Below are 15,305 nucleotides of genomic sequence, written 5' to 3'. Positions count from 1 at the left end.
CGATTTGGCGATCGCTGCACCCCTTGCGTCACAATTTGGCTTCTTAAATTCTCCGACATAGTTATATCATCCTCTAATTTGCATGTATGAGTATGATATGTAGTAATTTTTGACATGTCCAATATATATTCATGAATATTTAAGACTTATAAAATATCAAAACTATGACACTGCGACACCTGCGCTACTTCGTTGCTGTAGCTGAGGAACTGCATGTAGAGCCGCAGAGCGACTTAACATCGCTAAACCGCCCTAAGAGGAGCAAATTCAGCAGCTAGAAGCATCCCTTGGGATAAAACTTTTTCAACGCATAGCAAAAACCACTACTTTTGACTAACGCCTACTTGCTGTTTTAGCAAATAAGTAACTTTTTATGACCCAGCTTGAATGGTTGCATTTTGAGGAACTAGAATACTCAGAAAAGTTCCTATTGTTGTTGATGGGGCAAGGGTACAATATAAACCAATGAGAACTAAATTTTGGTTTTACTCCTGATTACATTTGGCTTTTTAGCAGCACGATGTAGTGGGATAAAAATCCAGACAGCACAGAGGTTTTCAGATCATCTTGCAGATTTTTACACATATCTCATTACAATGTCCATCCCAAAGTTGGCGCTACTATTTCCAGGAGTAAGTAAGTAAATGGAGTTAAATATAGAGTTTGTGTAAACGAGCTTTAGGCACAAAACCCAACTAAAAAAGGAGAGTAATTGCAATGACAATTAATCAAAACGGACTTGTTGTTCAAGCAGATGAAGGACGTTCTTACTACTTTGGCCAAGACCTTTATACCTTCAAAGCAATTGGTGAGGAGACAGGAGAAGCTTACGCACTTTGTGAGGTAATTGTTGCACCTCAAGGTGGTGCTCCTCCCCATCGGCACAGCCGAGAAAATGAATCATTCTATGTTCAAGACGGAGAGATTGAATTCCAGCTTGACGATCGCACCCTTGTTGCAACAGCCGGAACCTTTCTCTATTCACCCAAAGGTCAGCTTCATCGATTTACTAATACGACCTCTGTACCTGCCAAACTGTTGGTTTGGGTGACACCTGCTGGATTTGAAAAATTTATTGCCGAAGTTGGAAAGGCGGTGAATGGTCAAATTACATCTGCCCCACCATTAAGTTCTGAAGACTTAGATAAAATCCTCACCACTTCACCTAAGTACGGCATCGAGATTATTCCGCCTTCTGAGCAATGAAACACGAGGACTCACCGTAAAACTAAGCTAACGCGCCTATATATTGCACTATTTTCCGTGTAGACCGTCATTAGTCAAAAGTGTTTACTGACTGTAATCTCAAACAAGCCGAAAATTTCTCTGCTTACCTGGAGAAACTGTATCAAGGACAAATAACAAATGACAATGAATGCATTTCGAGTAGGGGTTGCTGGGCCAGTGGGGTCGGGGAAAACGGCTTTGGTGGATGCTTTGTGCAAAGGATTGCGCGAGCAGTATCAGATTGCAGTGGTGACGAATGACATTTACACTCAGGAGGATGCTCAGTTTTTAGTGCGTTCTCAGGCGTTGGCAAGCGATCGCATTTTGGGTGTAGAGACTGGCGGTTGTCCCCATACTGCCATCCGCGAAGATGCTTCGATGAATTTGGCGGCAATTGAACAGTTAGAGGAACGTTTTATCGATTTGGATTTGGTATTTTTGGAAAGTGGCGGTGATAATTTAGCTGCTACCTTTAGTCCCGAATTGGTGGATTTAACGATTTACGTCATTGATGTTGCGGCTGGTGATAAAATTCCCCGCAAGGGTGGCCCTGGTATTACTAAATCTGATTTGTTGGTGATTAATAAAACTGACTTAGCACCTTATGTTGGTGCAGATTTAAGTGTGATGGAACGAGACGCTAAAAAAATGCGCGGTGATAAACCTTTTATTTTTACTAATTTAAAAACTCAGTCAGGACTTGCAGATGTAATTAACTTTGTTTGCACAAATATCTGTTAAAAAGAATTTTATAACCCACGGAGGTGGGTAAAGTCTCGTGTAAACGCGGTTTATAGCCGCCCTTTCTATAAAGCCTTCAGATGCCGACTTCGCACCCGTTCAGCACTACCAGTAGGAATCGCAGCAATTAATTTTTGCGTGTATTCCTCTTTAGGTTTTTGGTAAATGCTTTCGGCTGTGCCTTCTTCAACAATTTGACCGCGATTCATAACTAAAATGCGATCGCTCATAAATTTCACTACACTTAAATCGTGAGAAATAAAGATATAAGTAAGCTGAAAATCTGACTGTAATTCTTTGAGAAGATTTAATACCTGCGCCTGTACTGAAACATCCAGTGCTGAAACTGACTCATCGCAGATGATAAACTTAGGATTTAACGCCAAAGAACGAGCTATACAAATCCGTTGGCGTTGACCGCCAGAAAACTGATGAGGATAGCGGTTAATTGCATCTGCACTCAACCCCACCCGTTCTAAGAGTTCGACTACTCGTTGGCGTCGTTGTTGCTTTGTCTTACCCACGGCGTGAATTAACAATGGTTCCATCACCGCATCCCCAACCTTCATCCGTGGGTCGAGGGAACTAAAAGGATTTTGGAAAACTATTTGCATTTCCCGCCGCAATTTTTGCAACCGTTCTCCTTTGAGGCTAGTAATATCTTGTTTCTCAAAGATAATCTGACCACTCATTGGTTCAATTAATCGCAGCAAGGTTCTGCCAAGGGTGGTTTTACCGCAACCAGATTCTCCCACTAAACCTAGTGTTTCTCCTGGTTTGACATCAAAAGAAACGCCATTAACCGCCATATTGTAGCGTTTTGTCCCACCGAACACCCCGCGCACTGGAAAACCAACTTTCAGGTTACGGATTTGCAGTAAGGGTTCCTTGTGATTGAAGTTTGCCAATCTTGCAGCAATCTCTTCAGTGGTGACTTCTGTGGGTTGTGCAGGTTCTTTCGGCTGAATTACTACTTGTCCAGTTGCTGTCTCTTCTGCACTCATGTAATCAGAAACGGTAAGTAATTTTTGGGGACGGCGGTTAAGTGTGGGGCGACAAGCTATCAAACCTTTAGTATATGGATGCTGGGGACTGCTGAAAATTTGCTCGGAAGTACCAGATTCGACAACCTTACCTTTATACATCACCGCTACTTGGTCAGCAATTTCTGAAATTAGCCCCAAGTCGTGGGTGATGAAAATCATTGCCATGTCACGGCTTTGCTGCAATTCTCGCAACAAGTCCAAAATTGTAGCTTGCACTGTCACATCCAAAGCTGTGGTTGGTTCATCGGCAATTAAGATTAATGGGTTGCAAGAAATTGCCATTGCAATCATTACCCGTTGCAACTGACCCCCAGAAAGTTCATGAGGGTAGCGTTCTAGCATGGCTTCTTTGTGTTCTTTAAGCAACTGTGACAACTTTGATGGTTCTGGTTTCGATGAAGTTTTGATATACTGCTGCTGGATCTCCTCATCGCTAGGTAGAAGTTTAACCTCTTGTAGACCTGCGATCGCAATTTGTCGTGCTTGGGCTGCTGACACATTTTGATGCCGCATAATCGCTTCTGTTAGCTGAAACCCGATATTATAAACTGGATTAAGCGAACTCATCGGTTCTTGAAAAATCATGGCGATGTCGCCACCCCGGTGTAACTGCATTTGCTCAGGAGGCAATGTTACCAAATCGATGGCATTGACATTCTCCTGGGGACGAAACCAGATTTCACCGCCAGTCACTATACCGGGACTTTGCAACAAACCCATCACAGCTAGAGCTGTCACTGATTTACCACTCCCCGATTCTCCTACTATTCCTAGAGTTTCACCTCGATGCAACCCAAAGGAAATACCATCCAAAGCTCTGACAGTATTGCCATCACCGGGAAATTCAACTTGGAGATTGCGAACCTCTAGGACAGTTTCTCTCATAGGAGTTAGGTAGAAATATTAACTTAAAATTATTTGATTTTAACAATAGTTTTGATGTATGTGTCGGTAAATTTGCTTTTTACAGTCTTTGGCAATTTTTCTGACATCGCATACTTCCATAATATACATGCATTTGCGATATAGAACTGCTTGTGATCTCTGCAAATTGCGAGCGGCTCATGGTTTCCTCGCTTTTCAGGTTCCAGTCTTTACATAACAGCATTAACCACAGAAACTTGCCACCATGAATAAAACAGTCAAAAGAGCAAATCCGTAAATTGGTTAAGGAGCAATCGGCAGTCTGCAATGCTGAGTTATGTTTTTGCAGTGGTTGTTCTTATTTTTGTGATTGCTTCTGCCCTCCAGAAAGATTTGCCGCCACTGCGCCCAGTACCTTATCATATTTTTGCGGAAACTGCCCAAATATAAGAAGCTGAGGCTTTAGATTTAGAGATTAAAATAGAGTTAGTAAAGGTAGGATTTACTTGATTAGGAGGTTCTATGATGACTTTACAAGAAATTATTAATTCTATTGAAAGTTTGCCCACAGAAGATCGAGAGTATTTATTTGAGTTTCTTCGCCAGCAACGAATTGAGAATCGGCGGGTTGAAATTTTGGCTAATGCTCAGGAAGTAATGCAGGCTTTTAAGGATGGGACAGCTCATAGGGGAAGCGTTGATGATTTGATCGCTGATTTACTCGGAGATGATGATGGAAGTTGTCTGGAGTAGTGGATTTAAACGCTCTTTTAAGAAGATTACAAAGAAAAATCCGCAATTAAAGAATCAAATTTTTAATGTATTAAGGCTTTTGGCAGATGATCCATTTACACCGTCTTTGAAGTCTTATAAGTTAACAGGAAATTTAGCGGGTTTGTGGTCTTGTTCTGTTGCTTATGATTGTAGAATTATCTTTAATTTCTCTGAGGATGATAAGTTGTTAGAAATGGTTATTTTATTGATTGATGTTGGCAGCCATGATGAAGTTTATTAAATTGTGAAATGGAGGCTGAAGCTTGGGATTTAGATAGAAAATTCTCTATCCCTAACTGCTCGATACCTAAACTAAGCAATGTCTCACGACAAGACGTAAAGCGTCAACGCAGACAAAAAAATAGCACATCCTCAAGGATGGCTATTTGTAGAAATTATTTAATCGTAATGCTTTTTGCTAAGTATGTAGGCAAATTGAATACACACCAACTTTAGAACGGAATATCATCTGGATCTGGTTCTTCCTCTTTCACTGCTGGATAAGTGGTTCGCTCATAATTTGTGGGTTGGGGTACGGGTTCATAAGTTTTCGCTTGGGGAGCAACGCCAACAGGATTTGTAGCTGGGGTAGGCGCTGGACGTGGTGACTCGTAACTGGGAACGTCTTTCTGTGCAGGACGAGATGCTGCTGGTTGTCGTGGAGCAGTTTCAGTGAATGATGGAGTTACGGTTGCTGAGGGCAATGGATCAGTATTAAAACTACCTCCAACAGGTTGAATTTGTTGTACTGTCAATTCAGCGCGTTTTTCTTTAAAACCTTCTTGACGATCAACAGTATTCATGCTTAAACGTCCTACCAGGATGACGCGATCGCCTTGGTGATAGTTTTGCTGAATTTCTGTCGCTAAATTCCCCCAGCCGACAACTTTCAACGTAGCTGGCGGATCTTCTGGTTTCTGGGAATTAGGAAACTGCACTAGCATTTCCGTGACTCCCAGATTATCGGCTGTATAACGGAGTTGCGGTTCGTTGATAATTTCTGCCATCAAAACGCAGCTGTTCATTAAAATTACTCCTGACTGCAAAAAGTACTGATCAAAAAGAGAAGGTTTTTCTATGTAGTGCCAATTAATATCTATAGGACTAATGTTTGATTTCTGAAAAAGTTCGGTACAGATCGAAAAGCCTAATTCCCAATTCCCTACTCCCTACTCCCCACTCCCCGCCCACATAGATAATTTCAAAAATCAGATACGATTCCTAGAGATAGGTTTAATCTTTTGCATTTTTTAATAATGTTTGAACAAATTTTCTACATCCACTCTGAGTTTTTAGTCCTTTCTAGCATAAAAGCCAAGCGATCGCTTTGAACAGCATAGAGTATACTGCTCTCCACCTTCGCCTGACTAAATGAGCATTGAATTCTGTCTGGAGTAGTATAATTGTACCACTCATTGATTAAATAGAAAAATTATTGGCAAAAATTAAGTCTTCACATGAACTGGAAAAACACCCAAGGCAATCAACCTGCCTGGAAGGTCGCGCAAGATGGGTAAGCGCAAAAACCCAGGTGGTACAAAGGTGCGATTTGAGGTGAGAACTGGGGCAAATACCCGCTTTTGGATAAAAGTTTGAAACGCCTGAATGATGCGTGTGGGCAACTCACGTTGACGCTGTACTTTTGCTAAATCGCCAAGTTGTACTTGTCGGTTCTTAAGCGGTTTGCTGAGTACATTCGCTGCGACGACAGCATCTTGAATCGCGTAATTAATGCCAACTCCACCAACGGGGGACATTATATGGGCAGCATCGCCAATAAGTAACAAACCTGGATAATACCAACGTTTGACGCGGCTGGACTCGACCGAGAGAAAAGCTATTTGTGACCAATCGTGTAAATTTTGGATGCGTTGCTGGAATTCTGGCACTACTTCCACAAAAGATTTTTTTAATTCTTCCAAACCCGCAGCCCGCAGTTGTTGATAGCCCCCCTTGGGGATGACATAGGCAACTTGCCACTCATCACCACGGTCAAGCATGGCAATGATTTTACCTTTACCAAAGCGCCCCATTCCCCCCTCTGGATCTTCTGGCTGACGTGGTAGGCGGAACCAGAGGACATCCATTGGCGGCGAGGTTTCGATGGACTCAAACTCACCCAAGTGGCGCAAACGTGAGTGGCGACCATCTGCACCCACTGTCACTATTGCCCGGATTTCATGCCAGCCACCGCCTCCCCGATAGCGGACACCTTGAATTACGCCATTTTCCGCAATTAATTCCTGTACATTCGCACCCATTACCAGATGGAAATTAGGATATTTTTGTGCTTCTTGGGTGATGAACTCCAGGAATTTCACTTGCGGAAGCATTGTAATGTAGGGGTAATGGGTTTTTAGATGGCTAAAATCTGCCAATGTGACAGTATCTTCAGGAGTTTTAAACCTAATTTGGCGCATTTTGGCATGGGGAAGTTTTAGCAAGCGATCGCTAAGTCCCAATTCTTCCATAATTTCCATCACCGATGGATGAATCGTATCGCCGCGAAAGTCGCGATCAAAGTCTTTGTGTGCTTCGAGCAGCATCACCGAAATGCCTTGACGCGCTAACAACAGCGCCAAAACTGCTCCTGCTGGCCCCCCACCCACAATGCAACAATCTGTGGTTTGTGCGTCTACAATGTCATGGACAGGGTTAATGCTTGGTTCTTGGGAAAAATTTTTAGGTACATCGGTAGTCATAACAACACCTCTTGATAGCCCTAAAATTCAGGATAGTTTGCTTTTGATGGTGCAAGCTGTTTTTTTTACTTTTCGTATTTACATACAACGTGTATTATGATTGGCGCTAAACTGTCATTGGTCATTAGTCCAATGCCCAATGCCCAATGACAATAATTAACAATTGTGTCCCAAGTTGTTTTAGAAAACGTTTATAAAAGTTTTTCCCCGCGTAAAGGGGAAGGTGTTACTTCACAAACTCAATCCCCACTCACGCCTGGGGAGAAAACTGATGCACCCCAAGAACGTGGGGGAAGTGTCAACGTTTTGCGGCGGATTAACCTAACGATCGCAGATGGCGAGTTTATGGTGCTGGTAGGCCCTTCTGGTTGTGGTAAAAGTACCCTGCTACGCTTAATTGCTGGTTTAGAAGTGATGACTGGCGGTAATATCTGGATAGGCGATCGCTTGATCAATGACCTACCACCCAAAGAACGCGACATCGCAATGGTATTTCAAAATTACGCCCTTTATCCCCACATGACGGTGTACGACAACATCGCCTTTGGGCTGCGACGCCGCTTTGGGAGAGCAGGGGGAGCAGGGGAAGCAGGGGGGGAAATTACTTCCTCATCTCCTTATCTTCGGACGTGGACAGAAAATCTCTTCGTGGGTGCGACAAGAAAGTTACCGAAAGGACTGCGCTACATTTCTGATAAAGAACGGGCGGTGGATGAACAGGTGCGTAGTGTTGCCCAACTATTGCAAATCGAAACATTGCTGAATCGCTTACCGAAACAGCTATCTGGGGGACAAAGACAACGGGTTGCATTAGGAAGAGCGATCGCGCGTGACCCGCAAGTATTCTTAATGGATGAACCGCTTTCTAACTTAGATGCCAAACTGCGGGCGGAAACCCGCGCTCAAATTGTCAAATTGCAGCGCCAACTGGGGACAACAACAATTTACGTTACCCATGATCAAACAGAAGCGATGACGATGGGCGATCGCATTGCGATTATGTCTGAGGGTAAAATTCAGCAAGTTGCTTCTCCCTTAGAACTTTACAACCGCCCTGCCAATCTTTTTGTTGCAGAGTTCATTGGTTCACCACCGATGAATTTTATTCCTGTAGAATTTCATGCTCCACAGTCGATTACTTATTCCCAGTTTCGTTTCACACTCCCAGAAGTTTGGGGAAGAGCTTTACAAAAATATGATCGGAAAACTCTAATTTTAGGCATTCGCCCAGAACACTTGAACTTGAGTATGCCTGCTACTAAAAATATACCAGTGCAAGTAGATTTGGTAGAGAATCTCGGTAACGATTCTTTTCTCGCAGTTAAAATTGCTGAACCAGGATCTCAAAGAGCCACTACCAATTACTTACAAGTGCGAATCCCACCAGACCGATTTGTACAACCTGGGGAACAACTTTGGTTATCGCTAACTCCAGAGAAAATTCACTTTTTTGACCCGGAAACTGAGCTAGCAATATTTCCCTAAAGTGGGAGTAGGAGAGAAAGAATCTAACCCACCTTCCGCAAAGGGACAAACAAAATCAGAATTGAGAGCAGTTGTTTCAGATTGCAATCTCAAGGCAGAGCATCACAAATTTTATAATAAATTTAATTTATCCTTTTAACAAATAAGACTATTTGCTTTTATTGCATCAATCGATTTATGCTAAAACTAGCAGAGATTTGCGCTTTGAACAAATATAAACTTGGCTTGCGATTAATACTAGTCTTTAGCTCAGTAATTAACTTTGTAAATCTCTAGTACAACACGGCGGAAATAAACATACCCTTCGGGTGACGCTCCTACGGACGCTCGTTCCGACGTTCGTTCCTCACTAACGCTGCGCTATCGCTACCGCTTCGCTAACGCTACCGCTACGCTAACACCAGTTGCCTGCAAAGGAGCCAGTGCGGTCTTGGGGTCTCCCCAAGTGGAGCATCTGGCGTTGGAAACCCTCCCGCAGCGCTGGTTCACCATTTCAAATGGCGCAAGAGCATGGAATACAATTCTTTTGACTTCCGCCTTGCGGTATTAGTGGTATCAAATTTAGGTGTCTTGCCAGCATTCAAACAGCAAACTAATGCTAACTAAATTCCCCAAAGAGACTTTAAGAAAATAAAGGAGAACAATAATTAAATGCTAAATCAGGAGATTGATTATCCTACCATACCCAAGACAAGTGCAATGATCATGAAACTTTTCCAAATCACTCTAGTGGTTTTAGTACTGTTGATAAACTTAGCAATTGCTTTCCCTTCTTGGGCAGACAAAGCGCCGTCTTTAACTAGTAATTCTGACTACTTTCAAGTAGGGCAAAAAGTGATTTGGCTTTACAAACCTCGCGCAGATTCTAGCGATGTCCAAAGAATTCCCGCCGAAGTAGTCAAGTTAAGTTCCAAGCAAGTGCAAATCAAGGTGTATAAACATAATCACGAAATTGTCAATCGTTGGGTGAATCCAAACAAACTTGAGAATTCGCAAAAAGTTAAAGAGTCAGTACTATAAAATTGAGTGATTATTTTTATTTTTTGTAAATCAAAAAAACTGAGCCAATCGGCCCAAGGTTTTCTACATAAGTTTTCTGATTATAATACAATCCTGGAGACATACCGCCATCAAATAATATCGCTTCTTGAATCTTACCTAAACAGTTATTGTTAGCAATACCTTCTAAGACATTATCAAACATGTCTGGCAGTAACTCTTGATTAACTTGAGATAATTCAATATCTGAATTAGCTTTCAAGTCATTAACTAATAAAATTACATAGCCTTGATTAGTAATAGCTGCCATAGAGCGATTTTTAGCATTTTTACAAGCAAATTCTCCTAAATCTTGACAAATATCTTTAAATTTACCCTGACGATAGAATCTGCCATTACCACCCACTAAATTGTAATTGAGAATATCACTTTTTCTTCTACCAGCTTGGATAGTAGCCTGTCGCTGATTAGGTGTACCCCCTGATATCCCAAAGGAAGAACGCTTATTTTTAAATACTCCGGAATACTCGACACCACGAGAAATATTTAAGCCCTGTGGTTTATCATCAGTACCTATATAGTCAGCATTAATTGCGGCAATGGGTAGCTGTCCGTTTAATTTGGCATTCTCATCGCCAATGAGTTCACGAAACTGTTTTGGTACATATTCTTTACGCAGTTTCCCTCTAGCATCTTTGGCGTAGAGTTTATGAGATAGACCAACATTAACTTTGAAATCTAACTCTGCTGATTTAGGATTGAAAATAATCACATTGTTAATACCTCTTTGATTTCTTTTACCTTGATTATTGGTTTTAAAAAAATCGATGCTGAACTTAGCATCTTTACCAGGGCAAGTTTTTGATGCTTTTGGGGCTGAATTCGCCTCAATCTCTTGACAACCTGATAATAAGGTTGCGCCAATTATCAAGATAAATAACAAAAATAATTTTTTTGTATACATAACTAATGCAAAAAAACCGCTACAGAATTACTATAGCGGGGAATAATTTAAAATTTCAGTCTGGAGTTTATCTCAGAGGTTGTTTGAAACCAAAACTTAAGAGAACCATTCTAAAACAGCTTCTTCTTTGGTGTTGGTATTTCTAGATGGTGTCTCACGATTAAATTTCATCTGAATTGACCGGGTTTGCTCACCATCAGCAGCTACAGCCAAAATCGGATAGTCAATTAAACCATCCTGGAAGGACATCTGGAAGCGGAATGTTCCATCTGGATTTAGCTGAATTGGACGGCCGCCAATGGTTACGGTAGCATCTGGTTCGGTTGCACCGTAGACTATCAACTCAGCATCGGCAATTAACCAGAACTGGCGCGGACGCACTGGTACGGCGGAAGCCGAGAAGCCAACACCTGACATTCCTGCACCGGAAGCGGTTAAGCCTGACACGGTAGGAACTGCCCACATACCCACACCAGATGGGAAAACGTAAGAGCTAATAGCTTGTTCAGGACGCGCTGCTCCTGGTACTTGGTGCTGGGAACCGAAGATAGAACCAGCAACCCGTAGTGATTCGGCAGATTCTGCTAAACCAAAGATTTGGTCGTAGATAGGGTTGCCGTTACCATTGACAACAGCAGCATTACCATTGGCGGTAGCTGCAACCTTCTTGGCTGGGGGAACTAGTTCGTATTGAGTCTTACTACGCAAATCTTCTTCAAAGTTAACAGTGATGAAAACATCTTCAATCCAGTCAGAAGGATAAACGGGAGGAATGTGTACTCTAGCAGAACGAGCAAGTACCAACCAGCGACCATCAGCAGCACGATAGCCGATATCTATCACATAATCGCGATCGCTAACTGGAACTGGTAGATACCATTCTCTAGCTAGTTCATCAGCAGGATATTCTTGAATGCTGTGGGGGCTTTGGTATTCGATATTGATGTCGGTGACATCATAAATTCGTAGTGCAAGTTGTTGTCCCCCTTGCCTACGCAGTTCTTCTTTGTGCTCATTGGGAATATCCCAGTAAGTGTAAGCCCACTGAGGATCGCGTGGTAAGAGGACAATCCGGCTTTCACCATAGCCAGAGGGCAAATCTGCGAGTCCTTCATCAACATCAGCCAAAGATCCACCAGTTCGATCTTCCTGACCTAATTCAAACTTTGCAGCTTCCACGGTTTCCTGTGCCTCCAATGAACGAGATGGACTAAGTAAATTTTTACTGCGCTGGACTTCTTGAATTGATGCCAGTAATTGTGATTTACGCATTCGGCTATACCGAGAGATGCTATATTCGCTAGCAACTTTGCGTAGTTGGCGTAAGGTCATCTCCTCTAGGGGCGGGCGTTCTTTTGCCATTATTTTGGCCTCCAGTAGTTTAAGCGGTAAATGATTTCCCCTGGTTAAAGAATGCTATGTAAAATGTCATCCACTCCAGATGAATTTCTTATCCTGACTTCTGGTTTTGCCCAGTTTTTAAGGTTTTTTAGTCTGTTTTTAAATTGGGGTAACATCCAATCAATTCCTTAGTTATGCCATTAGCATTTCTTTGGGATCGAGGAAGTTCTATCTGTTAAGTCAATATTAACCACTAAGCATATCTAGGGATCAAGGGGTCTTAATAGCTTTTTTGCCTGTTTTACGAATTTACAAGCCCTTCTGGGATCGTTTTGTCATAATTTCATGACATTAGTCGCTGCTTAGATGTTGAGCAATAGTAATAATGTCAATTTTTCATGACATTGTGCTTTGGGCATTGAAACCACCACTATAGGGTTTCTAGGTTGAGTCGAATACAGACCTAACCCCCAGCCCCTTCCCTGCAAGGGATGGGGAGTAAGATTCAAAACTTCTCCGGGGTGTATTGCATACAAAAGGAAGGTGCGATCGCTATGATTCAGTCATTACTTAATCAGAAAGAACAAGGAATAAATGACTAACCTGATTCTAGTTGTAGACGACGACGATTTAATGCGATCGCAGCTGTGTGAGCAATTGACACAAGCAGGATATCAGGTGGTAGAAGCGAGTAATGGGTTAGAGGCGATCGCTACCTATACTCGCCTCCAGCCAGAGATAGTACTGTTGGATGCCATGATGCCAGTGATGGATGGGTTTAGTTGCTGTGTTCAACTGCAAGCACTTCCCGATGGCAAGAATACACCAGTGTTAATGATTACGGATTTTGATGATCAGGAAACCGTAGAGAGAGCTTTTGCTGTAGGTGCAACTGATTTTATTACCAAGCCGATTCAATGGCTAATATTACGTCAAAGATTACGCCGGATTCTGGGAGCTAGTCAGGCTGTGCAGGAATTACGACAGCAAACTGCACGAGAAACTCAACTCAGGATAGCATTAGACGCGGCTGGCGTGACCATTTGGAACTGGGATCTGCTAACGCACAAAATTACTTGTTCAGATAATTTGGAAGCGCTTTTTGGCTTAGAGAAAGGGACTTTCAACTACACATATCAAGCTTTCATTAGCTGTATTCATCCCCACGATCGCGATTTCGTGAGGCGATCGCATCAGCAAGCTATTCAGGATCGAGTCAAATACGACATCGAATTTCGAGTCCGGTGTAAAGATGACACCTATAAATGGGTTTTGGATCGCGGTCAGGTAGTATGGGATGAAGATGATAATGTCGTGCGGATGACAAGTTGCTATACAGACATCACTGAACGCAAACAGGCAGAAGAACAACTGCGTCAGAGTGAAGAACGTTTTCAAATAGTCGCCCGTGCTACCAATGATATTTTATGGGACTGGGATTTGCTGACTAATGAGGTGTGGTGGAATGAAGCTTTACAAACACTTTTTGGTTACTCAAAAGAACAAATAACATTCACCGCCCATTGGTGGAGTGAACATATACATCCAGATGACAGGAAGAGAATCGCCACCCAAGCACGGGCACTTATAGATAGCGGTAAAAAATTCTGGTTAAATGAATATCGCTTTCGCCGCAGCGATGGTTCTTATGCTTACATGTTTGATCGCGGCTATGTCGTTCATGACCAGACAGGTAAGCCAGTACGGATGATGGGCGCGATGATGGATATTACGGAACGCCAAGCTGCCCAGCGTGAGCGCAATCAGGTACAAGCAGAATTAGAACGCCAAAATATGCGATCGCAACTGTTCGCTAATATCACCCTGAAAATTCGTCAGTCTTTACAAATTGATGAAATTCTGCAAACCAGCGTTACAGAGGTACAAAAGCTACTGCTTGCTGACCGTGTATTAATCTTGCGCTTACAGCAAAATGGCTCTTTTCTTGCCGTTCAAGAGGCAGTAGTTCCCGGTTTACCCTTTGTTCTAGGGTAGCAAATTATCGACCCTTGCTTTCGTGACGATTACATTATGCAGTATCGTCAAGGACGAATTAGTTCCATTAACGATATACGAGAAGCTGATATCCAACCTTGCCATGTCGAATTACTGCAACGATTTGCTGTTAGAGCCAATCTTGTAGTCCCCATTTTCATTAAAAATCAACTTTGGGGTCTACTAATTGCCCATCAGTGCGCCCATCCCCGCCAGTGGACTAAATGGGAAGTTGAACTTTTGCAACAGCTGGCAGATCAAATAGGCATTGCCTCAGCTCAAAGCCTAATCCTAGAACAAGAAACTCGGCAGAGGCAAGAACTTATCCGTTCCAATGAAGAATTAAAACAATTTGCATTTGTCGCCTCCCACGATCTGCAAGAGCCACTACGTAAGATTAAAAGCTTTGGCGATCGCCTCAAAACTACCTGTGGCGATACGTTAACTGAACAGGGACGTGACTATCTAGAACGAATGCAGAATGCTGCATCGAGAATGCAAACATTAATTGAAGACTTGTTAACACTTTCACGAGTTACTACCAGAGCGCAACCTTTTGTATCAGTAAATCTCACAAAGATTGCCCAAGAGGTATTGTTTGATTTAGAACTTTATGTGCAACAAACTGAAGGAAGTGTAGAAATCGGGGAATTACCCACCATTGAAGCCGATCCTTTACAGATGCGTCAATTGCTGCAAAATCTCATTGGTAACGCCCTCAAATTCCACCGTCCACATATACCACCTGTTATCAAAATCTATAGTCAATTTTTAAACAATCAAGCAGATAACATACTTACTCATTCTGAACTTTGTCAAATCATCGTAGAAGATAATGGTATTGGTTTTGAAGAAAAATATCTTAATCGAATTTTCAATGTTTTTCAACGATTACATAGTAGCATTGAGTACGAAGGTACTGGCATAAGTTTAGCTATCTGCCGGAAAATTATTGAGCGTCATCACGGAAATATCACAGCCCAAAGTATACCTGGGCAAGGATCAAAATTTATGATCGTATTGTCAATGAATTCGCATTCTTGATTTTTATTTCTGGAGAGGGATAATATTAGACCCCAAAATTAGCTTAATTCTACAACTGCGCTCTGTAATTTGTCGATTGATGCATTGTAAAAACTAGTCATTATGTTAAGTATTAATGAGATT

Annotated in this window: 11 protein-coding genes and 2 pseudogenes; 8 read left to right on the top strand and 5 right to left on the bottom strand. The window is 42.2% G+C overall.

Annotation, left to right across the window (positions count from 1 at the left end; translation table 11 throughout):
- Positions 1 to 164: 164 nt before the first annotated feature.
- The 3 genes and pseudogenes from RMY00_RS36295 to ureG all read left to right on the top strand — a co-directional run.
- Positions 165 to 319, top strand: a pseudogene (locus tag RMY00_RS36295) (LysR family transcriptional regulator); the annotation flags it as partial.
- 398 nt (positions 320 to 717) lie between these two features.
- Positions 718 to 1,206 carry a cupin domain-containing protein gene (locus tag RMY00_RS32630; RefSeq protein WP_322651508.1) on the top strand — a complete coding sequence of 163 codons (489 nt, stop codon included), beginning with the start codon at positions 718 to 720 and terminating at the stop codon, positions 1,204 to 1,206.
- Between the two features lie 165 nt (positions 1,207 to 1,371).
- Positions 1,372 to 1,968: an urease accessory protein UreG gene (gene ureG / locus RMY00_RS32625; protein WP_100901384.1), complete on the top strand. Its 597-nt coding sequence runs from the start codon at positions 1,372 to 1,374 to the stop codon at positions 1,966 to 1,968.
- A gap of 65 nt (positions 1,969 to 2,033) precedes the next feature.
- On the opposite strand, the gene RMY00_RS32620 is transcribed toward ureG, so the two are convergent.
- Positions 2,034 to 3,899, bottom strand: coding sequence for an ABC transporter ATP-binding protein (locus RMY00_RS32620; RefSeq protein WP_322651507.1), 1,866 nt, complete (start codon positions 3,897 to 3,899; stop codon positions 2,034 to 2,036).
- Positions 3,900 to 4,400: 501 nt separating this feature from the next.
- Here RMY00_RS32620 and RMY00_RS32615 point away from each other — a divergent pair.
- A complete protein-coding gene (locus tag RMY00_RS32615; RefSeq protein ID WP_099100473.1) occupies positions 4,401 to 4,631 on the top strand; it encodes a hypothetical protein in 231 nt (76 codons plus the stop codon).
- Positions 4,612 to 4,893: a type II toxin-antitoxin system YafQ family toxin gene (locus RMY00_RS32610; protein ID WP_322651510.1), complete on the top strand. Its 282-nt coding sequence runs from the start codon at positions 4,612 to 4,614 to the stop codon at positions 4,891 to 4,893. The genes RMY00_RS32615 and RMY00_RS32610 overlap by 20 nt, the downstream gene beginning before the upstream one ends.
- Before the next feature lie 211 nt (positions 4,894 to 5,104).
- Here the strand turns inward: RMY00_RS32610 and RMY00_RS32605 are convergent, their stop codons facing one another.
- Both RMY00_RS32605 and RMY00_RS32600 read right to left on the bottom strand, forming a co-directional pair.
- Entirely contained in the window at positions 5,105 to 5,677 is a 573-nt protein-coding gene (locus RMY00_RS32605) for a single-stranded DNA-binding protein (protein WP_322651506.1), read from the bottom strand.
- A gap of 420 nt (positions 5,678 to 6,097) precedes the next feature.
- On the bottom strand, positions 6,098 to 7,354 hold the full coding sequence (locus tag RMY00_RS32600; protein WP_322651505.1) for an FAD-dependent oxidoreductase: 1,257 nt from the start codon (positions 7,352 to 7,354) through the stop codon (positions 6,098 to 6,100).
- Positions 7,355 to 7,519: 165 nt separating this feature from the next.
- On the opposite strand from RMY00_RS32600, the gene RMY00_RS32595 reads away from it, so the two are divergent.
- A complete protein-coding gene (locus RMY00_RS32595) occupies positions 7,520 to 8,839 on the top strand; it encodes an ABC transporter ATP-binding protein (protein ID WP_322651504.1) in 1,320 nt (439 codons plus the stop codon).
- A 651-nt stretch (positions 8,840 to 9,490) separates the two neighbouring features.
- On the top strand, positions 9,491 to 9,859 hold the full coding sequence (locus RMY00_RS32590) for a hypothetical protein (RefSeq protein WP_322651503.1): 369 nt from the start codon (positions 9,491 to 9,493) through the stop codon (positions 9,857 to 9,859).
- Positions 9,860 to 9,875: 16 nt separating this feature from the next.
- Here RMY00_RS32590 and RMY00_RS32585 read toward each other — a convergent pair whose 3' ends face one another.
- Both RMY00_RS32585 and RMY00_RS32580 read right to left on the bottom strand, forming a co-directional pair.
- The gene (locus RMY00_RS32585; RefSeq protein WP_322651502.1) at positions 9,876 to 10,802 is read right to left on the bottom strand and encodes a phosphodiester glycosidase family protein; all 927 of its coding nucleotides are present in this window, start codon (positions 10,800 to 10,802) and stop codon (positions 9,876 to 9,878) included.
- Between the two features lie 96 nt (positions 10,803 to 10,898).
- A complete protein-coding gene (locus tag RMY00_RS32580; protein WP_322651501.1) occupies positions 10,899 to 12,164 on the bottom strand; it encodes a DUF4912 domain-containing protein in 1,266 nt (421 codons plus the stop codon).
- A 573-nt stretch (positions 12,165 to 12,737) separates the two neighbouring features.
- On the opposite strand from RMY00_RS32580, the pseudogene RMY00_RS32575 reads away from it, so the two are divergent.
- Positions 12,738 to 15,182 (top strand): annotated as a pseudogene (locus RMY00_RS32575) (PAS domain-containing protein).
- The last annotated feature ends 123 nt before the right edge of the window (positions 15,183 to 15,305 follow it).

The sequence above is a fragment of the Nostoc sp. ChiVER01 genome, assembly GCF_034531155.1.
Classification (GTDB): domain Bacteria; phylum Cyanobacteriota; class Cyanobacteriia; order Cyanobacteriales; family Nostocaceae; genus Nostoc.
The sequence above is the reverse complement of the archived record's forward strand: the minus strand, read 5'-3'. Positions and strand labels throughout refer to the sequence as shown.